Source organism: Pseudoalteromonas luteoviolacea DSM 6061 (assembly GCF_001625655.1).
GTDB lineage: Bacteria > Pseudomonadota > Gammaproteobacteria > Enterobacterales > Alteromonadaceae > Pseudoalteromonas > Pseudoalteromonas luteoviolacea.
The window spans coordinates 86,382-108,358 of sequence record NZ_AUYB01000136.1; the positions used below are offsets into that span (position 1 = coordinate 86,382).

Genomic DNA, 21,977 nt, shown 5'->3' on the forward strand with positions numbered 1-21,977 from the left:
AGGTGTCGTGTAGTGGACTTAAAGTCGTTATATTCAGATATTCCTTTTTGTTTAAAGAAGGATCAGTTTTTATTTAAGAAACGTCTTCAAGGTGTAAAAAAAATCACTGATGAGAAGAAGCAACAAAAAGTTGTTACTCAGATCAGTGAGTCCATTGCCCGCAGTCAACAATTGAAAACCCAAAGACAAGAGGGTTTACCTCAAGTTTCTTACCCTGAGTCCCTGCCTGTAAGTCAAAAGAAAGAAGACATTAAAGAGGCTATCGCGAACAATCAGGTTGTGATTGTCGCTGGTGAAACCGGTTCTGGTAAAACTACACAGTTGCCCAAAATTTGTTTGGAGCTTGGTCGCGGTATTGATGGCTATATTGGCCATACGCAACCTAGGCGTCTTGCTGCACGTAGTGTTGCGAATCGTATTGCAGAAGAAGTTGGGTGTGAACTTGGTGAAGAGGTTGGTTTTAAGATCCGCTTTAGCGACCAAGTTTCCGACCGAAGTTACATCAAATTAATGACAGATGGTATTTTACTAGCCGAAATACAACAAGATAGATTTTTAAATCAGTACGATACCATCATTATTGACGAAGCTCATGAAAGAAGCCTTAACATTGATTTTATCCTAGGCTACTTGAAAAACCTTTTGCCAAAAAGGCCGGATCTCAAGGTTATTATCACTTCAGCAACTATTGATCCTGAGCGCTTCTCAAAGCATTTTAATGATGCGCCTATTATTGAGGTGTCTGGACGTACTTTCCCTGTTGAGGTGCGTTACAGGCCCGTATTGGATGTTTCAGGTGAAGAAAGTGAAGCCGAGAATGATCAGTTGCAGGGTATTTTTGACGCCATAGACGAACTCTGTGAAGCTGGGCCAGGCGATATTCTTATATTTATGAACGGCGAGCGTGAAATTAGAGACACGGCTGATGCACTGAGCAAACGCAATTTAAAAGGTGTTGAAATTTTACCACTATTTGCTCGTTTATCTAATGCTGAACAAAACCGTATTTTTGCACCGCATAGCCATCGCCGTATCGTACTCTCTACCAACGTGGCAGAAACCTCACTAACAGTACCGGGGATCCGGTATGTTATCGATCCTGGAACGGCACGTATTAGCCGCTATAGCTACAGGACAAAAGTGCAAAGGTTGCCTATTGAGGCAGTGTCACAGGCCAGTGCAAATCAAAGAACTGGGCGCTGTGGGCGTGTCGCAGCGGGTATCTGTATTCGTTTATACTCTGAAGAAGATTTTATATCTCGCCCAGAGTTTACTGATCCAGAAATTCTCCGCACGAACTTAGCATCTGTTATTTTGCAAATGCTGGCCTTAGGACTTGGTGATATTGCTAAATTTCCGTTTGTTCAGGCACCAGACAACAGAAATATCAAAGATGGTATGACTTTACTTGAGGAGCTAGGAGCGGTTAGTGCTGCGAATCGAAGAGAGAATGCCAAGTTAACTCAATCGGGCCGCAAATTGAGCCGGCTCCCAATTGACCCTCGATTGGCGAAAATGGTTCTATCTTCAGTTGAGCTGGGGGCGTTGAATGAAGTGGTCATTATTGCAGCAGCCCTTTCTATTCAAGACCCAAGAGAAAGGCCTCAAGAAAAGCGCGGCGCCGCAGATGAAAAGCATGGCAGGTTTGACGATCCGAACTCAGACTTCATGGCGTTCTTAAATCTTTGGCAGTACTTAGATGAACAGCAAAAAGCGCTCTCTAGAAGCCAGTTTAGGAAGCAATGCCAAAAAGATTTCCTAGCCTATATGCGAATACGTGAATGGCAAGATATTGTTTATCAGCTGACTACAGTTTGTGATGAGATGGATTTAAAAGGCTCAGGTAACGAAGCCAGTTTTGAAGCCATCCACCAAGCATTATTAAGTGGTATGCTAAGCCACATTGGCGTGAAAGATGAAAAGCAACATTACAAAGGTGCTAGAAACAGTATTTTCCACGTATTTCCAGGATCTGGCTTATTCAAAAAAAGCCCAAAATGGTTAATGTCAGCGGAACTTGTTGAGACCAGTAAGCTATATGCACGGATAAATGCAAAGATCGATTTAGCTTGGGTACCACCGTTATCTCAACACCTTGTCAAACGTAGTTATAGCGAACCCCATTGGGAGAAAAAACAAGGTGCAGTGATCGCATTTGAACAACAAACGCTCTATGGACTGACCATTGTTTCAAGAAAACGCACTGTATATAGTCAGATCGACCCAGTGATAAGCCGTGAGTTGTTTATTAAAGAGGCATTAATTGGACAACAGTTAGGTCAAAAATCGCAGTTTCTGGATTACAACCAGTCTCTCATCGAAGAGATCCAATCATTAGAAAATAAAGCCAGACGTCGAGATATTTTAGTTGATGAACAGCAGATGTTTGAGTTTTACGATGAACGTATTCCTGCTGATGTAAACAACCGTGCTGCGTTTAATAACTGGTTTAAAAAGCAAAATGACAAGCGTGTTCTACATATGGACCGTGATGCGCTTATGCGTCATGGTGCAGATAAAGTAACCACATTTGATTATCCAGATACTTGGCAACAAGGTAACCTAACTCTTGCCTTGAACTATCACTTTGAGCCGGGAAAAGCAGTTGATGGTGTTTCGGTAATTGTACCCCTTGCGTTGCTGAATCAGGTTCAGGTAGAGGGCTTTGATTGGCATATTCCAGCGCTGCGCCATGAACTTATTTGCGCACTGATTAAGAGTTTACCCAAAAACTTAAGAAGAAACTTCGTGCCTGCACCAAATTATGCAGATGCTGTACTGGCCTCGATTGAACCGTTGCAAGGTGGATTGCTAGAGGCACTCACAACCAGACTTTTGCGCATGACCGGTATCAAAGTGCAGGAGCAGGATTGGGATTTGAGTGCGCTTGAGAATCATCTCAAAATGCAGTTTGAAATTGTGGATGACAATGGCAAAGTGCTTTCACATGGCTTCGATTTGAATGCGCTGAAAGAAAAGTTGCAAGGGAAAGTTTCCCAAACTTTGTCGAAAGTGGCGGAAAAGGGCATTGAGCAGGAAAGCATCACAGAGTGGAAATTTGGCGATCTGCCAAAGGAGTACACCAAAAAGCAGGGAGGGTATGAAATAAAAGCCTTCCCAGCCTTAGTGGACAAAAAAGACAGTGCGTCAATCAGTTTGTTTGATCACCCAGAAAAGGCCAAACAAGCGCATCAGATGGGACTAAGACGCCTAATTTTGCTTAACATCCCCTCTCCGGTGAAATATTTGCAGCAGCACTTACCCAATAAAGCCAAGCTTGGATTATATTTTAATCCATTTGGCAAGATTCATGATTTGATCGCAGACTGCACAGACGCAGGAGTTGATAGTTTACTTGCTCAGTTTGAAACAATTCGAGATGAGTCTGAGTTCGAGCGAGCAAAAGAATTTATCCGCGGCGAGTTAGGCGATAAGGTCGTCGAAATTGCCTCTCAGGTTGAGCAAGTATTGAGTATTGCACATGCCGTGAATAAGCGAATGAAAGGGCGCGTGGATTTGACCATGATCACCGCCCATGGTGATATTAAATCTCAATTGGAGTCTCTAATCTTTAAAGGCTTTGTTAGTACACATGGTGCAGATAAAATGACCGATTTACTGCGTTATTTAAAAGCCATAGAGAAGCGCCTAGAGAAATTACCTGTAGATCCAAATAGAGACCGTATGTGCGTGTTGGAAATCGAAAAAGTATCAGAAATGTACATACAAAAATACAAAAAAGTGCCTAAAGGTATGCCAATTCCATCAGCATTATCACATATTTTTTGGATGTTGCAGGAACTAAGAGTGTCATTATTCGCTCAAACGTTAGGTACACCTTACCCAATTTCGGCTAAGCGTGTTAGTAATGCGTTAAATGAAGTGGATTTGTAGGAATTGACTTGCATTTTGCCTTGAGACAATTACCTTAATAAGAGGATATGATTTTTTGGATTGTGAGAAGGAAGCGGCATTGACTATGTCCACGCAGCAAAGACGGAGTAAAACACCGCACGTATTGGTCGTCGACGATGAGTATTTTAATTATGAAATGTTGTCGATGGCTTTATCGGACGCGTTTAAATTCAGTTATGCGGAATCAGGGTTAAGTTGTCTATCTAATGCAATAGCAGATCCGCCGGATGTCATATTGCTAGATGTTTGTATGCCGGGCCTTGATGGTTACGATACTTGCCGTATGCTAAAAAATACGCCCGAAACCAAAGACATTCCGGTCATGATGGTATCGGGTTTAGAATCTGAACAGGAAAAGCAAGCAGGGTATGAAGCAGGTTGCGATGAATATGTTGTTAAGCCATTTGCTATGCAATCTCTTTTGGAAAAAATAAAAAATATGGTCTAGGAGTTCAACTATGATCCATGAAGACAAACGTCGCTTTATGCGTATGATGGTCAATGCGCAAGCAGAGTTAACGGTTAGCCAGTCAGGGGAAAAAATAGTCGGTGTGTGCCAAGATTTAAGTGCCACGGGATTGTCTGTAGAAATAGATAGTCCGCTTGAAGTTGGAGAGCTCACGACCGTTTTTATAAACAGTAAAAGCGCAACAATCCCACCATTCAATGCCAATGCTAAAGTTGTTCGATGTACTAGCACTGAGGACTCGTCAGACGCTTACATAATAGGCCTTGAAATCGTTCAAATTAACTAGCACAGTCATAAAATATGGGGAGACATTCGTCTTTCCATATTTGTCAACTTTCACGGTTTTTGCACATTTTTGATAAATAATGTGTACAGCTTATCAGAAATTGATACCCAAGCTGCCATTCTTCATGGATAGAGCCGTCATTTAACCCAATAGAATTCACTATGGAACAACAACTCGAGACGAAAAAGGTAGTCATTGGAAGTAAAGCTAACTGGTTTGATAACGATGGAGCTGCAATGAAACTTACCTTGAGACGAAAGTTGCTTGCCATTTTATTATTGGTAAACGCAGTCTTAATCTCTGCGGTTTATTACGCTAATCAACTCGCATTTGAGAAGAGCTTTCGGGAATATTTACAAAATAGTAGTCGAGCTAAACTAACCGCCTTAATGCCTACAATTAGAGAAAATTTCTCTCTTTATGGTGAGAGTTGGCTAGTAAAACACAATCCATTGTGGCCAAAGTTAGTCGGTGAGTTCGAAGGGCGCTCTGAAGCAGAGATTGAACAAATGATGAAGCGACCGAGAAAAGGGCCACCTAAATATCATAGAAAAGACGGAAGAGGAGAGGGTAAACCTCCAAGGGGGCCTGAAGGAAGAGAAGGCCGACCGCCTCGACCGAAGCATAAATCACCCGCGCGTTTGGTATTTAAGTCGGTCGATGATGAGATGTTAATAGGACGACCAAAATCAAAAAATACTGCGTTGTGGCAACCCGTGTATAAAAATAAAGATAACACAGGGCCGCTTTTAGGCTACGTTGGTATTGCCAATGGGATGGAAATAAGTAACTCCTTAGACGCATTATTCGCAAGTCGCCAACAGCATTGGTTTTTAGGGATTGCAATCGTCGCTATGCTTGTTAGTAGCTTATTGGCTGTTCCATTTAGCCGCTTTTTGGTTGCGCCTGTTTTGTCTCTAAGAGAAGCTGCTAAAAAAATAGCTTCAGGAGATTATAAGCCTCCTTGTAAGTCGTACAGCAAGGATGAGCTTGGTTTGTTAGCGCAAGATTTAAATACACTGGCAGTAACTCTTGCAGAAAACCAGCGCTCTAGGCAACAGTGGATAGCGGACATCTCTCATGAATTAAGAACGCCTATTGCAGTCTTCAAGGCAGAGCTTGAAGGCATGATTGACGGCATTATCGAGACCGACGAAGAGCAACTTAACTCTTTATACGATGAGATCAACAGACTCACTAAATTGGTAGATGATTTACATCAGTTGTCTATGTCAGATAGGGGATCTCTCAGCTATAAGATGGACATATATACACTTAATGATATTGTGCAGCATACTTTTGATTCACATGCGGCTACGCTAAAAACCAAGCACTTCGAATGGACGGTGTCTGGTGATAAAGACATTGTATTGAGCTGCGATGCATCAAGGCTGACTCAATTGTTTAATAATTTGATGCAGAATACAGTGCGTTATACTGACTCTGCGGAACATACACCTGGTATCATCAAAGTTCATCTGGAAAAAAGTGATGAAGAAGTTCGTATTCAATGGCAAGACAGTAGTCCAGGGGTTGAAGCGGATTTATTACCAAAGTTGATTGATAGGCTGTATCGAGTTGATCAAGCAAGGGATCGAGCATCGGGTGGTTCTGGTTTAGGTCTGGCGATTTGCGCAAGCATTGTTCAAGCGCACAGTGGGAGAATCAGTGCAAATGCAAGTGTTTTAGGTGGTGTAAACTTTGAAATAGTCTTACCAATTAAGCACTAACTGCCGAAAAATACAGACAACAGTATGATTTTCTACAATTTTAAATAAGTCATTTGAAGGTTAAGGTACTGACATGAATAAACAAAAAGTATTAATTGTCGAAGATGAAGAAAAACTCGCAAATATCTTAGGCAAGTACCTTGAGCAAGCAGGTTATGAATACGACATTGTTATGGATGGGGGGGATGCACTCAAGCGAATTCGAACTTTTGGGCCTGATATTATTCTCCTAGATTTAATGTTGCCTTCGGTAGATGGCATTCAAATCTGTAATGAGGTGCGCAAAGACTCTTCAGTGCCAATTGTTATGACCACCGCTAAAGTGGAAGAAATTGACCGCCTTTTAGGATTGGAAGTTGGTGCCGATGATTACGTCTGCAAACCTTACAGCCCAAAAGAGGTCGTAGCTAGAGTTAAAGCGATTCTAAGGCGTACAAATAATTCTGCTCCGATCCAAACTGGACTCCACTTAGACGAAGAAACCATGTTTGTTAACTATGCGGGTAACCGGACCGATTTAACTCATGTAGAGTTTATGCTGTTACAAACCATGTTTAAACATCCCGGGCGGGTATACAATCGTGCTCGTTTAATGGAATCAATCTATGACGATGACCGAGTTGTAAGTGATCGAACCATAGATAGTCACATCAAAAAAATCCGCAAAAAGCTTCATGATATTGCACCAGAGTGTGAATTTATTCATTCAATTTACGGAGTAGGGTATAAGTTTGAGGTTTAGTGGCATGCAGCAACTGGCTCCATGGCAAATACAATTTTGCGAAAGTTGGCAGCTCCCCCATGATTATGCGGAAAATGTTACTGACGCACTAAGCTGGTTTAAGTCGGCTGTCAGTGATTTACAGCAGCCAATTTGTATTGCGATATCCGGTTGTCAAGGAAGTGGTAAATCCACTCTGTCAGCTTATTTTGTTGCTTATTTGCGAGCACAAGGCTTTTCTGCTGAGACAGTTTCACTGGATGATTTTTATTTAAGTAAAAATCAAAGACTAGAGTTAGCAGGGAGTTTACATCCTGCTTTTGAGACTCGTGGTGTCCCGGGCACTCACAATGTCAAAGCGGCTCAAACAGTCCTTGAAAGCTTTAAAAACAGAAAGTCCCTAGTGCTTCCTAGATTTGATAAATCTACAGACAATCCACTTAGTGAAGATTTATGGACAAAAGTGAATGCGCCACTAGATGTATTGATATTCGAAGGCTGGTGCTTAGGGGTGCCCCCTGAGCCTGAAGAGCGCTTAAAATTACCATGTAATCAATTCGAAATGCTCCAAGATCACGACGCCTCATTTAGAAGTACTGTCAATATGTTTCTAGCTGCCGACTATCAAAGCTTATTTAGTAAATTTGATAAGCTTATATTTCTAAACGGGAAAAGCTTTAAACATGTATTTAAATGGCGAGCAGAGCAAGAGCAAAAGCTCATTGCAAAAACTGGCAGGGGATTGAGTGAACAGCAAATTGAAGCCTTCATTCAGTCTTATCAACGTCTAACTGAGTGGGGTATCAACCAACTTCCTCAGGTATGTGACTTTGAGTTAGAGTTAGATGCTCATCGCAAAATACTGAATAAGCAAAGAGGCAAATAAAAAGGCGCTTATAAGCGCCTTTTTAATGGATTGTTTAGCTGTCGATCAGGTCTTCAACACCTACAATCAACCAAGGTGCATCGCCTTGAGTCTTACGCTCAAGGTGCCAAACTTCGTGAATTGGCTCTTCTTGCATGTCACCCAAGTCACGGTATTTACCTCTGAACATAACGCTGATCTCCCACTTGTCCGCGCTGACATCTGCACGAGCAAGCTCAGCATCTACAAACATCACTTCAGTGGCTACATCGCCTTGTTGCTCTCGCTCTTGGCGGAATTCTTCAACTAGCTCAGAGCTAAGATACTCGGCCATTGTGGCGTAGTCTTTTTTATTCCAAGCAGCTTGGATTGTTTGATAGTGAGAGCGAGCTCCCTGTAGGAATCCGTTCACGTCAAAATCACGGGGCAGGTTGAATGGAACATCTTGAGTCGCACCAAAGCCACCAGCTGTTTGATTTGCTTGGAACTGCTGAGGTTGAGAAAAAGGTTGGCTCTGCTGTTGGCCAAAGTTAGGTGCGCCAGCCATTTGAGGCTGCTGCTTTTTACTCATAAAGCTCTTAATGACTTTAAATAGCACAAATGCGGCAACCGCTAACAGGATCATTTCAAGGAACTGGAAACCCTCAAAATCATCACCAAGCATTGCAGCAATCAAGCCACCAGCGAGAAGGCCGCCTAAAACACCAGCCATAATACCTTTTTTACTCGACTTTTTCTTAGCACCTTGCTGAGCAGCAAGAGATTTAGTGTCGACTTGCTTTTTCTGTTGAACAGTAGATGTTTGATGTGTTTTGCCTTTCTTTTTACCGCCAAACTTTTTACGAGCTTCAGCATCAAAAGCTGTTGCAAACAACATCGAAACGATAGTCAATAAAACAAAGAATTGTTTCATGGTTTTCCTCTAAGTTTAAATACTGCCTGTCATTTTAAATAAAATAACGTATGAAATGAACTAAAATAGGTTGGTTTTAGGAACAAATAAGGCGCTTAATGCGCCTTATTTTTATAGCCAGCGTAAGGAGTTGTTGACTTCGCCTTGATATTTTTCAATCGGCGTTCCAACATTGGCGACTAATATCGTGTCTGCGTACTTTCCTTTATTTATTGAGCCTGCAAATCTTCCATCTTTAAAGTGAGATTCACCTTCACGATAATCGTTGCTATCACTTGGCACAATAAAAACGGTCATTGGACCATGAGCTGATTGGAAAATAAGGTGCAAGCTTCTTTGCCCTTTGAAATTACAAAATGTTGCGTAAGTCACTTTTCCAGGCATTGATTCTAATTTGCCACCAAGCATCGCCAACTTTTCATTTACTACTTGCAAAGTCACTTCTTTACTCAGTCTAAGTGCGCTTTCTTCGTAGTAGACATGCTCCAAGGCGTGCTCACCAGCGTGAAGCGGCGCATGTACTGCAGAACTAAAATACACTAACACTGCCATAACCACAGATGCAGCAGAAGCTATGGGAACTGAAAAGCGTTTATGCCAAGCGATATTGACAACTTTAGCAGTTGCTTTTGCAACTGGCTCTTCCTCTACTTGTGCAAGTAGTTTTGCTTGTAAATCACTCGGAACTGGCACATTGAAGGCGCCGCTTAGCATAGTGTCAAAGTCTTGCGCTTCGTCAACTAACCGTTGTTTTTCCGGGTCATTTTTCGCCTCTAACGCAAGCTGCTCATCGTTTGGATCGGCGAACAGGCGACGACGAAATTCTAAATCATCCATCAGTTTGATGCCCCCCTTGCTGATTCATTCACGTTGGTTAATGCCTCTTTTAGCTGATTTCTCGCTCGGTACAATCTAGTCATGACTGTGTTTTTGTTTAACTCCAAAATTTCTGCGATTTCATCACCTGAGCAGCCCATTACAACCTGTAGCAATAATGGTTCTCTATATTCAGGCGCTAACTGGCTTATCTGTCTTTGCACAACAGTTTGTTCCATTTCGTCATCTAACGACGTGCTTTTGGTGTCCTCTAGCGTGTCGTGCTCAACATCCGCATAGTCAAATTGTTTTCTTTCAAAGCGACGCGCATTTTCGCGTCGCAAAATAGTTAATAACCAAGATTTGGCTGCTTTTTCGTCTTGCAAAGCGTCTAATGAGCGCCATGCACGCAAAAAAGTCTCTTGAACCAAATCCTCTGCAATACTTGGATCTTGGCACAGCCAATAAGCAAAGCGATAAAGCTCTGTATGGTAGACCTGCACCAACGATTCATAACGTTTTTGTTTTTGGGTCATGCTAACTAGACCTTGCCTTTAGCAATATTATTTCATTTTCCGCCATATTATTTTAATACAACTTCTCTAGGCGGTTCTGAGTACCTGATTTTTCTCGTTTTTCAGTACTTATTATTTTTTTGTACAGCGAGAGAATATCCACATCAGTTTTGTTGGCACTATAAAGGGATGCTTGCAGTTTTGCAATTTCGTCCCTGATTTCGGGCTCTTGTTCCCTTAGCCAGGACTTGACAGTGCGTTTCTTACCAACTTCTACATATCGTCTTAGTGACTTGTAAAATGCATTGGTATCACCTTGTTTTGAAGCAGACGCTAAATCTTTGGTTAAAGCAGTGATATCTTTCATTACGGGCTTCTGCTCAAGTATTTCATTGGTTACTGGCTGCTTACGAGACTTTAGCAACAAAATGATTAAAGTAACTATCCATAGTATGTAACCTAATGTCGTAATTGCCCAATCTACAATCGACTTTTCTGCCTCTTTATAAACTATTTGAGGCTCAACCGTAGCGTTAGGTACTTGGCTATTATTCGAAGCTTGAGGCTCTGCTTGGGCTGGTAACAGAGGCTGATTTGGATCTGCTACAACTTCAATAGTTCGCGCCGGCAGGGTAGCGTACTGAGCTCGGTTGATAACCGTATTGAACCAAGGCAATTTAATTTCAGGCAAGGTGTATACACCCGGCTTTTGTGGCAGTATGGCGTAAGATGCAACCAATTGAGAGATCACACGACCATCTCTTGCCATTTGATTTCTGTCAGTCTCATCTGGATAAATTCTAAAGCCTTCAACACTTGGCACTTCAATGTCAGGCATTTGTTCTTTAGTTATACCCAGTGCTGTTAGCGTAAATGTACGGGTGATAGGGGAGCCAACAATGACTTTGTTGCTGTCTGGTTGCCATTCTTCGGCTAAATTTACTAACTCACTCGGTAACCAGTCGCCTCGATAGTCGTTAGGTATAGGTTTGACTTCAACTTCGATGGAATCGCCAATCGCGCTCATAGCCATACGACGATAGCCTTCTCTGACTTGACCATTAAAAACAGGCGGGTCAATGGTAAAGCTGCCGCTCTTTTGAGGTTGGATAAGATAGTTTCTTGTGATGACACGATATCGTCTCCCGTCTACTATTTCATAGTTCTCCTCTTGCTGACCCATTGCCGTTAAGGTGGCATCCTTCATCACAGGTTCACTGAGCTGAGCTTCAATTAAATCCTTGCCGATGTATAGCTTCATTGTATAAAGGGCTGCTTGTTGAACAAATAGAGACTGAGGCTCTAAACTCACTTTGATAAAGACATCCTTTTGCTCACTGGCATCTTGATCTCGTGCCACGACTTTAACTTCAATCGGTCGACTTTGCTGACCTGCGACTTCAAAGGCTGGAATCGTAAAGTCTCCGGCACGTCTTGACATAACTTGCATTTGCCAAGTAGTTGCACTGCTCATACTGCCATTGATGATTTGTGTTCTAGAGCTAGTGTTCACAGGCCCAGTCACAAAACTCTGAGCAAGCGCACTGGTGTCGGGCATTTGCCCTGAGACTTTGCCATTGGCTTCTATTGTTAACGTAAAATACTCACCAACAAGAACCGGGTTTTTGTCAATACTTGCTGTAAGCTTGTCTATAGCCCAAGTAGGTAGCGCGAGCGCACAAATTAAAAAACAAATAGCATATCGCATTACCATGACTTTTCTGCTCCTACAGGTTGTCTTTGTTGTTGTCTTTGTCTAGATTCCAAAAGCATTTTATTCTTGAGAAGAATAGCTGGATCGTCCGGCACTCTGCGGAGCAATTGATCCAGCTGTTGGGCTTTCTCTTTCTCTTCGGGTGTCAGCTCGCGCATTTGTGCCTCAACTTGTTGTTCTCCTTGGCGTGTATTTGTTTCATCGGATTGCTGCGCATTTTGAGGAGTCGGTTGAGCTTGTTGTGCTTCGGAGTGCTGTTGTTGGTCTGACTCTTTATTAGCTAACTCTGGCTGGTTTTGGTTTTCTTGTCCCTCTTGCTCATTACCTTCAGCACTTTGAGTCTGGTCTCTTTGTTGTTCATCGGACTCATTACCTTGTGAATCTTGCTGCTGTGAGTTTTGCTCACCTTGCTGATCCGAATTTGATTGCTCCTGAGATTGCTGTTGTTGATCTTGCTGTTGGTCCGAGGATTGCTGATCTTGCTGGCCATCTTGCTGTTGATCTTGTTGGTTCTGCTGTTGCTCTTTGAGTTGTTCGACCAAAGCTTTGTTCTGTTTAGCCTCTTCGAAATCAGGATTTATATTCAATGCTTGATTGTATGCCTCAACAGCTTCGTCTAGTTTGCCTAGCTGCGCCAATGCGTTACCCAAGTTGTATTGTCCAATTGACGAATTTGTACCAGTCAATACTTCTGCTGCTTGTTCGTAATTACCTTGTTTATATAACGCTGCGCCCTTTAGAGAGGTGTTGTGAGCTGAACCTGCACTTTCATAATCTTGCGCTTGATAAGCGGATAGGGCGTTTTGGTCTTTATTTTTAAACCATGACTGCCACTCGGCAGCATAACTTGGTGTACTTGGCAAATATGCTATCAAAGTGATGCACAGTGCTAAAGCGCTTTTTCTAAAAGCAATCAAAGCTAGTGGTAAAATAACCAACAGTAGATACTTACCGGCATCAATACTCCATAATGTTTCATTCGGTTTTTCTGGTTGTTCAATATCACTGCGCTGCAAATTAGCAAAGGATTGAATATCCGAACTATCAGGTGTGTAAGTAGCGTACTTTCCGCCAAGCCTTTGAGCCAAAGACTTAAGCCGATCTACATAAAGTTTCGGAACCACGATTTGTCCATATCTGTCTTTTAAAAAACCACCTTCTGGAACACTAATGGGTGCACCTTGAGGGGTTCCAACCCCATAAACATGGAGTTTAAAGCCACTGCCAGAAAGTAGCGATTGAATATCGGCGACTTCATCGGTTTCCACCTCATCGGTGACTAAAATTATTTCCCCTTGCGAATAGTTGGCTTGCTCAAGCAATGTTTTAGCCTGATCTATACCCGCCAGTACATTGGCCCCTTTGCCTGGCATAATTTGAGGGCTAATACTTGGCACAAGGTTTTCTAGGGTTTTTATGTCACTGGTTAAAGGCGAAACGATAAATGCATCTTGTGCGTAAGCAACTAAAGCCGTTTCACCTTCTTTGAAAAGCTGCAACATATCTAATGTTTTAAAACGTGCTTGGGTTAGCCGATTTGGTGCGATGTCCGTTGAGTACATTGAGTACGACATGTCCATCACAATTACTCTTGCTTGCTTGGCTGAATATACAGGTACGCTTTGCTTTTCAATACTCGGTCCAGCAACAGCAATTATACTGAGTAACAAAATTAAAGTAGTCAGCAAAGAATTGTGGCTTACTTTTTGTTGTTCACTGTTAGCCAAAACCACACCAGCTAAATGTGGTGCAATAATCTTAGTATCTTGAGTGTTTGTGCGTTTATACCACTGTAACAGGCTTATAAAAACCCAAGGTATCAAAAGCCAAAGTAAATCTGGGCGGATGAATTGGAACTCGGTCATTTTAGTTCTCTCGCCTCCATTGTCTTGCTGTACGTATGATGATTACTAGCCCCCACAATGCAATTGCGGCAAGTAAAGGGAGATAAAATAGTGCTAGTTTTGGTCGGAATGTTTCGTCTTCGTCAGTGATTGGCTCTAGTTTATCCAGTTCGGCATATATCTGTTGTAAACTTTGTACGTTTTTAGCTCGAAAGTATTTACCACCTGTTTCGTCTGCAATATGGGTTAATGTTTGTTCGTCAATGTTATTGCCACCCATGCTTCCCATTGAGAAGAATCCCATATTTCTGCGACCATCCGAACCCACTCCAACAGTGTATACTTTAATACCTTCTTCTCTAGCAAGGATTAAGGCTTCATCAGGCTCAAGATTTCCCGCTGTATTTCTACCATCAGTTAGTAAAATTAAAATACGGTTACTTTCTTCTTTTTGATTAAAGCGTTTCACAGCCAAACCGAGGGCATCTCCAATAGCGGTTGCTCTGCCTACTAGGCCAATTTGAGACTCCTTAAGCATTTGACTAACGGTGTTTATGTCGCGTGTAAGTGGGGTCTGTAAAAAGGCTGTATCGGCAAATAATATTAGCCCCAGCCTATCACCTTGGCGCTCTTCTATAAAATCGCTTAGTACAGCTTTAACAACAGAAAGGCGGTCGACATAGCGGCCATTGTATTCCATGTCTTCTTCAGCCATGGAGTGTGACAAATCGACTGCAAGCATAATATCACGCCCTTCGCTTGGAAGTGTGATTGGGTCATCCAACCAACTAGGATTACTCAGAGCTGTTACCAACAGGGCCCATATTAAAATCTCTAACCAGTTATTTTTTGCTGTTACAGATTGGCTGTCTGTACCTGCACCACTTAGCGTTGCATAACTAGGCATGCGAATTTTCTGTGGGGTCTTTGCTGGTTGAGGCTTTATTTTTGCGATAATCCAAGGTAGAGGGAGCAATAAAAACGCCCAAGGCCACTCAATTTCAAACATCTAGGCGCTCCTTTGTTTTATACGTTTTTATTGCTTCGATTAGCTTGGGTTGCAAATCGTTATTAGGATCTGGGTTATATAACGACACAATATCTGCTTCTTGAAAATTCACTTTTGACAAACTATTCAGCGTTTTGCACCAGTTAGCGCTGGATTGAGATGAAGCTTGGTTTCCATAGTAGTGCTTGGTCAGTCGCTTTAGCAGACCATGTAGTTTTAGCGGATCGTTTTTATAATCAGCACTTAACTTAATAGCTTCGCGCTTTGCCGCGGAAAATTGCCAGCGTCGATACGTAAAAACACCAAAGCAAATTAAGAGTATTATGGTTATTAAAATGAGTGCCCACATTGGTAGTGAAAGGGGCCACCAGCTCACTTGCTCTGGTGGTAAAACGTCATTTAGGGCATCAAGTGGAGAAGGAGTCATACATGTTACCTGGCGAGCTGAGTTTCTAGTGGTAGCGCTGCTGAAAAGTTAAGCATGGTCATGCCTGAGCGACTTAAACGGCGTAAGCGTGTACTAAAAACTTGCTCAGCTCGCTTTGCAAATTTATCTCTAAACTTTTTGTCGCCAAGGGGCAGTGTCCACGAAGCTTGCGCACCTTGAATCTCAATTGCATCACTATACTCGGGAAGTTGATGTTCAAAGGGATCGCTAACTTGACAGCCAATAAGCTCACAGTGGCGGCTTAAACCTTCGAGCAATGAGAAGCTTTCATCATTTAAGTCTGAAAAGTCTGAAATGAGATAAATTAAACTGCCAGGCTTGGCTAGGTGCTTAAGGCGGCGCAAGTTTTCATTAAAATGACTATTGGATTGCTGATCTCTATTTTTCAGGCTTGCACTGTGGACATCGCACAATTGATGACAAAAGGCCAACACGCCTTTATCTCGCGCAGTTGGTTTCAATTCGTGATGGTTATGCTCGGAAAACACCACACCGCCTAGTCTATCTCCCCGCTGAGTAGCTGACCAAGCAACTAGCGCGCTGAGGTGTGCCGCTTGTATTGACTTAAGCAATAGCTGACTGCCAAATAGCATGCTGTTTGACAAATCTGTAAAGACAAAGACAGGGCGCTCTTTTTCCTCTTGGTAAAGCTTTGTATGCGCTTCACCGGTACGAGCAGTAACGCGCCAATCGATTGCTCGAATATCGTCACCATATTGATACTGGCGCACTTCAGCAAACTCCATACCTCGCCCTTTATGAGGGGCAAGGTACTGTCCAGCTTGAGGGCTACGGATCTGTCCTTTTGGTTTTAGGTCAAGTAGTTGGGACTTGGCTTTATAATAAAGTAACTCTTTTAACCCTAACTCGAAACCATTGCTGTGACTGTTTGAAAACCAGCTTGTAATATCTATATTCGTTTTCATATAAATCGGCCTGATTTATGGTACAGGCACTAACTCAAGAATTCGGCTGATCACTTGATCTTTAGTGATGCCATCAGCCTGCGCTTCGTAACTCAAAATAATGCGGTGTCTAAGCACATCATGCAAAACTGCTTGAATATCGTCTGGCGTGACAAAGTCTCGTTGTTGCAACCATGCGTGAGCTCTAGCGCATTTATCTAATGCGATTGTCGCACGTGGGCTCGCGCCTAACTCAATCCATGCACCGAGTTGTTCATCTAACTTGGCAGCCTCTCTAGTGGCAATAATCAATTGCACTAAGTATTGTTCCAATGGTTCAGCTAAATGAAGTGCTAATACTTTTTTGCGTGCTTCAAACAATGTTTGCTGACTAATTGGGTTATAAGATACTTTCTCATCACTTAGCGCTTCACCCCTTGTCAGGCGCAGAATTTCTAATTCAGTTTGCGCAGCGGGGTAATCTATATTTAGATGTAATAAAAACCTGTCTAGTTGCGCCTCAGGTAGTGGATAAGTACCTTCCTGTTCCAGTGGGTTTTGTGTTGCCATTACCATGAATAGGTCAGGTAGTGGGTATGTTGTTTTACCGACCGTAACTTGCCTTTCAGCCATCGCTTCTAGCAACGCCGATTGAACCTTAGCGGGTGCACGGTTAATTTCATCTGCCAAAATCAAGTTATGAAAAAGAGGGCCTTTTTCAAAAACGAATTCACTGGTTTGTTGTCTATATATATCGGTACCAGTGATATCTGCAGGTAGCAGATCCGGGGTAAACTGAACACGTTGGAAGCTCCCTTCGATCCCTTTAGCTAAGGCGTTAACTGCACGTGTTTTAGCAAGTCCAGGTGGACCTTCAACCAAAAGGTGGCCATCAGCCAAAATTGCAATAAGAAGCGCTTCAGTTAGGTCTGGTTGACCCAATATTTGTGTATCAAGATATTTTTTTAGTTCAGTAAACTCATTAACTGCCATGCTTGTTTGTCCTTGTTATGACAAATTTGTTGCTTATTTATATGGATTGAAAAGGAAAACTCAAGCTTTTGAGGTGTATTTCCGCTTTTTTCTTAGACCGCATAATCCGGTTTAGTTCCAAATTTTTAATATATTTTTCAGCAGCTTTTTGAATTGTTTGATTTTCGCGCTAAGTTTAATTTGCGCTGTGATTTTACAGACAATTTCTAAATTTTTATTGGCATAACGAGTTCGGTTGTTTAGAATCGGATTAAAATAACAGGTCAGACCTGTCAGCGGGAGAGCAAAATTCATGTCTGAACAAAACATTCTAAAAACAATAAACGGAGACCGTATTGCCATCGTTAGTGGCTTGCGTACTCCTTTCGCGAAGCAAGCTACAGCTTACCATCACGTTCCTGCATTAGACTTGGGTAAAACCGTGGTCAACGAAATGCTTGAGCGCTTGAATATCGATAAAAAAGAAATTGACCAACTTGTGTTTGGGCAAGTTGTACAAATGCCTGAAGCACCCAACATTGCTCGTGAAATCGTTCTTGGCACGGGTATGCCTGTGTCAGTTGATGCATACTCAGTATCTCGAGCTTGTGCGACGAGCTTTCAAGCGGTTGCAAACGTTGCTGAATCAATTATTGCTGGTCATACCGCTGTAGGTATAGCAGGTGGTGCAGATTCGTCATCAGTATTGCCGATTGGTGTTAGTAAAAAACTTGCGGGTAGCCTAGTTGATCTAAACAAAGCGAGAACACTTAGCCAACGTCTGAAAATCTTCTCTAAATTACGATTAAAAGATTTATTACCTGTACCACCTGCCGTTGCTGAATACTCAACTGGCTTGTCTATGGGAGATACTGCTGAGCAAATGGCCAAGTCTCACGGCATTAGCCGCGAAGAGCAGGACGCGTTAGCGCACCGTTCTCATTCACTTGCAGCAAAAGCTTGGGACGACGGTTTGTTATCGCAAGAAGTTATGGCTGCCCATGTCGAGCCTTACAAAGGCTTCATCGAGAAAGATAACAATATCAGAGCGAACTCATCTCTAGAAGGCTATGCTAAATTACGCCCTGTATTTGATAGAAAACATGGCTCAGTGACGGCGGCAAATGCGACGCCACTGACAGATGGTGCAGCTGCTGTTCTTATGATGAGTGAGAGTAAAGCAAAAGCCCTAGGTTATGAAATACTTGGTTATGTACGCTCTTATGCTTTTTCAGCCATTGGTGTACATGAAGACATGCTCATGGGGCCTGCGCACTCAACTCCGCTGGCATTAGATAGAGCAGGTATTGAGTTGAAAGACCTAGATTTGATCGAAATGCATGAAGCTTTCGCAGCTCAAGCGCTTGCAAACGTAAAAATGTTTGCATCGGATAAGTTTGCGCAAGAAAAACTTGGGCGCAGTAAGGCTATCGGCGAAATCGATATGGATAAATTTAACGTAAATGGGGGTTCGTTAGCATACGGACACCCATTTGCAGCGACAGGAGCGCGCTTGATCACGCAGAGTTTAAATGAACTTAAACGTCGTGGTGGCGGACTTGCGCTTACAACCGCGTGTGCGGCAGGTGGTTTAGGTGCGGCTTTTGTATTGGAGAGTGCATAAATGTCAGTATTTAATTATGAATTAAACAGTCATAAAGTTGCCCTAGTTACTATTGATGTACCGGGCGAAAAGATGAACACGCTGCGTGACTCTTTTGCCGATGAGTTGCTAGAAATCCTAGAGCAGGGCAAAAAAGACGACGTAACTGGGATGGTGTTTGTAAGCGGCAAATCAGACAACTTTATTGCCGGTGCAGACATTAAAATGCTCGACAACGCAAACACACGAGAAGATGCATTACGTTTGTCAGAAATGTGCCAGCAGGCATTCTTTAAAATGAAGTCCTTACCGTATCCGACCGTTGCGGCTATTCACGGTGCTGCATTAGGTGGTGGACTTGAGTTTGCGCTGGCTTGTGACTACCGCGTTTGTACAAATGACGACAAAACCAAGTTAGGTTTACCAGAAGTACAGCTTGGTTTGCTGCCTGGTGGTGGTGGCACTCAAAGGTTACCTAAACTTGTGGGTATTCAAAAAGCACTAGAATGGATGCTGACAGGCAAGCAAGTTAGAGCTAAGCAGGCAAGTAAAGCAGGCTTGGTTGATGAGTGTGTGCCTTTGAGTATCTTGATGGATGTCGCTATCAAACTGGCAAGAAAGGGTAAGCCAAAACCTCGTAAGCCGAAACTAGATAAACTCAGCCAGTTATTGGAATCTAACCCGTTTGGCCGAAACGTCATTTTCAAAAAAGCGCAAGAAAATGTTGAAAAGAAAACTGGTGGCCATTACCCAGCGCCTTTTGCAATCATTAAAGCCGTTAGAGCATCAGTTGAGCTTGATGAGCTAAAAGCATACAAAACAGAAGCTGAAGGGTTTGCAGATCTCGTGATGACTGAGGTTTCACGCTCGTTACGAGGAATTTTCTTTGCGACGACTGAAATGAAAAAAGAGTGGCAAAGCGATAGTGAAGCGAAAATTGAGCGCGCAGCTGTATTAGGTGGTGGTTTGATGGGCGCCGGCATTACCCATGTTAGCGCAGCTAAAGCAGGCGTCCGTGTGCGTATTAAAGATGTTGCGCATCAGGGGATCAGTAACGCACTCAATTACAGCTATAAAATTTTATCTAAGAAGCAAAAACGTCGTATTTTGTCAAAAGCACAGATGCAATCAACTATGAACAGCATCACTGGTACAACTGATTACAGCGGTTTTGAGCATATTGATATAGTTATTGAAGCCGTATTTGAAGACCTAGAGTTAAAGCAGGGAATGGTCGCAGATATTGAAAAAGCGTGTTCAGAAAATACTATTTTTGCAAGTAACACGTCATCACTGCCGATTGCGCAAATAGCCGAGAAAGCAGCGCGCCCAGAAAATGTGATTGGCCTACATTACTTTTCACCTGTTGAGAAAATGCCGCTTGTAGAAATCATTCCCCATGAAGGCACATCAGAAGACACGATTTCAAAAACGGTTAACTTCGCGCGCAAACAAGGGAAAACGCCAATTGTCGTTCAAGACAAGGCTGGTTTTTACGTGAATAGAATTTTGGCTCCGTACGTTAACGAAGCAGCCAGCTTACTGTTAGCTGGAGAGCCGATTGAAAAAATAGACCAAGCGTTGGTAGAGTTTGGTTTCCCTGTTGGGCCATTGGCTCTGCTTGACGAAGTCGGCATTGACATTGGCTCAAAAATTGCTCCTATCTTAGAAAAGGAGTTGGGCGAACGCTTTAAAGCGCCAAATGCCTTTGAACGTATGATCAGCAACAAGCGTTTAGGTCGTAAGACGGGTAGAGGCTTTTATACCTATGAAGGTAAAAAAGGTAAAAAAGTTGACGAGTCAGTTTATGAATTACTGGGCATTACACAAGCCCCTAGACTGAACAAACAAGAAATTGCTAACCGATGCGTAGCCCAAATGTTAAATGAAGCATCAAGATGCCTTGATGAAGGTATCATTGCTTCTGCACGGGATGGTGACATTGGCGCAATATTCGGTATTGGCTTTCCACCATTCTTAGGCGGACCGTTTAGCTATATGGATAAACGTGGCATTAATAAAGTATGTTCTGAATTGTCGACATACGCGACTGAAAATGAAGTCTTTACGCCTTCTGAACCACTCAGAGCAAAAGCTGAAGCTGGTGAAGCATACTACGGCTAAGAAAAATTAAATGAACTGTAAAAACACCCCTCATACGGGGTGTTTTTACATCTAAAACAAAAATCAGCACTGATTATTTTTAAATACTTGCCCGCTATCATCTCCAATCCATAAAAAAGTAACTTTTCGCTCGACTAAAACAAAAGCAAGTTTAACCTTTGACTGGCAGTAATAAGTTCTATTGGTATCTCAAGATTGGGTATTACTTATACTTTGTTTAGGGTAAAAATCTCCCCGTTCACGTGTTAATTATTTAATATGAAGTTTATTTGTGTTAACCGCGCGGAGTTAAAAACCCCTTTTAATACATTGTGTTGTAATCACTGCGCTATGAGTGAGTCTATTTTATAATTGAGGATATATCAATTTGGAGCACTTTACCTTGAGTGATAATTGATCAATTCTATTTTTAGCTTTTGATAAAGGAATAGAGCATGAAAGTACTAAAGAAATTAATATTAGCAACTGCGTTGGCTGGGTCTTGTCAGGTATTAGCCAGTGACATAACTTACAGTGCATATGGCACTACCAAGGCACAAGCGCAAAGCTCAATACATAACTACGCCTCTCGAAATAATTACACCGTTTTAAGTATCAATTGTTACAGCCCTCAAATGGGCCCACCTTGGCAGTGTGATGGCCGCTTAAGAAAGAAAAGCACCACACCGCCAGCAGGTGAAATAATAAAAGTGAGTGCTTGGGGTTACAGTGAAGCTAACGCGACAGCAAATGCAATAAGTGCTTGGCGTAGTGCTGCCAATTCGACAAAAACACCAGGTGTTTACTGCAAATATTGGGCTGTAGGCCCAGGTTGGCAGTGTTTTGCTCAAGGCCGCGCATAACGTTTATTTTTAGTCACATCGTATCGCACACTTGAAAGAGTTGTGGCTAAACGCACTTGTGATAAAAACCATCAGAGGCTGGCTATTAACACTCAGTCTCTATTTAACTGATTACTAATTGCACACTTCAACTTGGCTTCTCTTCTTGCTACACATTGGCGCTATCGACAATCTCTATTGATCTTTTCTTAATTGGTACGAGTACAACGTATTACTTACTTTTACGCAAAAAATGACCGATTGTAAGGCTATGTAAAGTTTATTGAGTCATTGCTTTATTGCGCAC

The 21,977-nt window shown here is 42.4% G+C and carries 18 protein-coding genes; 9 read left to right on the forward strand and 9 right to left on the reverse strand.

What is annotated here, in order from left to right; all coding sequences use genetic code 11:
- Positions 1 to 12 precede the first annotated feature (12 nt).
- The 6 genes from hrpA (at position 13) to N475_RS21335 (ending at position 8,007) form a co-directional block, all read left to right on the forward strand.
- Entirely contained in the window at positions 13 to 3,894 is a 3,882-nt protein-coding gene (gene hrpA / locus N475_RS21310) for an ATP-dependent RNA helicase HrpA (protein ID WP_063357899.1), read from the forward strand.
- A gap of 85 nt (positions 3,895 to 3,979) precedes the next feature.
- Positions 3,980 to 4,363 (forward strand): response regulator, encoded by a 384-nt coding sequence (locus tag N475_RS21315; RefSeq protein WP_063357900.1) that lies wholly within the window; start codon positions 3,980 to 3,982, stop codon positions 4,361 to 4,363.
- Between the two features lie 10 nt (positions 4,364 to 4,373).
- Positions 4,374 to 4,670, forward strand: a complete 297-nt coding sequence (locus N475_RS21320) for a PilZ domain-containing protein (RefSeq protein WP_063357901.1) — start codon at positions 4,374 to 4,376, stop codon at positions 4,668 to 4,670.
- 161 nt (positions 4,671 to 4,831) lie between these two features.
- The gene (locus N475_RS21325) at positions 4,832 to 6,400 is read left to right on the forward strand and encodes an ATP-binding protein (RefSeq protein ID WP_227008497.1); all 1,569 of its coding nucleotides are present in this window, start codon (positions 4,832 to 4,834) and stop codon (positions 6,398 to 6,400) included.
- Positions 6,401 to 6,473: 73 nt separating this feature from the next.
- Positions 6,474 to 7,142, forward strand: coding sequence for a response regulator (locus tag N475_RS21330; RefSeq protein ID WP_063357902.1), 669 nt, complete (start codon positions 6,474 to 6,476; stop codon positions 7,140 to 7,142).
- Positions 7,143 to 7,146: 4 nt separating this feature from the next.
- The gene (locus N475_RS21335; RefSeq protein WP_081215982.1) at positions 7,147 to 8,007 is read left to right on the forward strand and encodes a hypothetical protein; all 861 of its coding nucleotides are present in this window, start codon (positions 7,147 to 7,149) and stop codon (positions 8,005 to 8,007) included.
- Positions 8,008 to 8,041: 34 nt separating this feature from the next.
- Here N475_RS21335 and N475_RS21340 read toward each other — a convergent pair whose 3' ends face one another.
- The 9 genes from N475_RS21340 to N475_RS21380 all read right to left on the reverse strand — a co-directional run bounded on the left by N475_RS21340 (position 8,042) and on the right by N475_RS21380 (position 17,143).
- Entirely contained in the window at positions 8,042 to 8,899 is an 858-nt protein-coding gene (locus N475_RS21340; protein WP_063365923.1) for a Tim44 domain-containing protein, read from the reverse strand.
- A 111-nt stretch (positions 8,900 to 9,010) separates the two neighbouring features.
- Positions 9,011 to 9,736: a DUF3379 family protein gene (locus tag N475_RS21345; protein ID WP_063365924.1), complete on the reverse strand. Its 726-nt coding sequence runs from the start codon at positions 9,734 to 9,736 to the stop codon at positions 9,011 to 9,013.
- Positions 9,736 to 10,251 (reverse strand): sigma-70 family RNA polymerase sigma factor, encoded by a 516-nt coding sequence (locus tag N475_RS21350; protein WP_063357905.1) that lies wholly within the window; start codon positions 10,249 to 10,251, stop codon positions 9,736 to 9,738. The genes N475_RS21345 and N475_RS21350 overlap by 1 nt, the downstream gene beginning before the upstream one ends.
- A 52-nt stretch (positions 10,252 to 10,303) precedes the next feature.
- Positions 10,304 to 11,944 carry a BatD family protein gene (locus N475_RS21355; RefSeq protein WP_063365925.1) on the reverse strand — a complete coding sequence of 547 codons (1,641 nt, stop codon included), beginning with the start codon at positions 11,942 to 11,944 and terminating at the stop codon, positions 10,304 to 10,306.
- Positions 11,938 to 13,809 (reverse strand): vWA domain-containing protein, encoded by a 1,872-nt coding sequence (locus N475_RS21360; protein WP_063365926.1) that lies wholly within the window; start codon positions 13,807 to 13,809, stop codon positions 11,938 to 11,940. The genes N475_RS21355 and N475_RS21360 overlap by 7 nt, the downstream gene beginning before the upstream one ends.
- A gap of 1 nt (position 13,810) precedes the next feature.
- Positions 13,811 to 14,797: a vWA domain-containing protein gene (locus tag N475_RS21365; protein ID WP_063357908.1), complete on the reverse strand. Its 987-nt coding sequence runs from the start codon at positions 14,795 to 14,797 to the stop codon at positions 13,811 to 13,813.
- Positions 14,790 to 15,224: a DUF4381 family protein gene (locus tag N475_RS21370; RefSeq protein WP_063357909.1), complete on the reverse strand. Its 435-nt coding sequence runs from the start codon at positions 15,222 to 15,224 to the stop codon at positions 14,790 to 14,792. Before N475_RS21370 ends, N475_RS21365 begins: the two co-directional genes overlap by 8 nt.
- 5 nt (positions 15,225 to 15,229) lie before the next feature.
- On the reverse strand, positions 15,230 to 16,171 hold the full coding sequence (locus tag N475_RS21375; RefSeq protein ID WP_063357910.1) for a DUF58 domain-containing protein: 942 nt from the start codon (positions 16,169 to 16,171) through the stop codon (positions 15,230 to 15,232).
- 15 nt (positions 16,172 to 16,186) lie between these two features.
- Positions 16,187 to 17,143 (reverse strand): AAA family ATPase, encoded by a 957-nt coding sequence (locus N475_RS21380; protein ID WP_063357911.1) that lies wholly within the window; start codon positions 17,141 to 17,143, stop codon positions 16,187 to 16,189.
- Positions 17,144 to 17,435: 292 nt separating this feature from the next.
- Between N475_RS21380 and fadI the strand changes: the two genes are divergently transcribed.
- From fadI to N475_RS21400, 3 genes are all read left to right on the forward strand, one after another.
- A complete protein-coding gene (gene fadI / locus N475_RS21390) occupies positions 17,436 to 18,746 on the forward strand; it encodes an acetyl-CoA C-acyltransferase FadI (protein ID WP_063357913.1) in 1,311 nt (436 codons plus the stop codon).
- Positions 18,747 to 20,849 (forward strand): fatty acid oxidation complex subunit alpha FadJ, encoded by a 2,103-nt coding sequence (fadJ, locus tag N475_RS21395; RefSeq protein WP_063357914.1) that lies wholly within the window; start codon positions 18,747 to 18,749, stop codon positions 20,847 to 20,849. It abuts the gene before it with no gap.
- 434 nt (positions 20,850 to 21,283) lie between these two features.
- Positions 21,284 to 21,691 carry a hypothetical protein gene (locus tag N475_RS21400; RefSeq protein ID WP_063365927.1) on the forward strand — a complete coding sequence of 136 codons (408 nt, stop codon included), beginning with the start codon at positions 21,284 to 21,286 and terminating at the stop codon, positions 21,689 to 21,691.
- Positions 21,692 to 21,977: the final 286 nt, after the last annotated feature.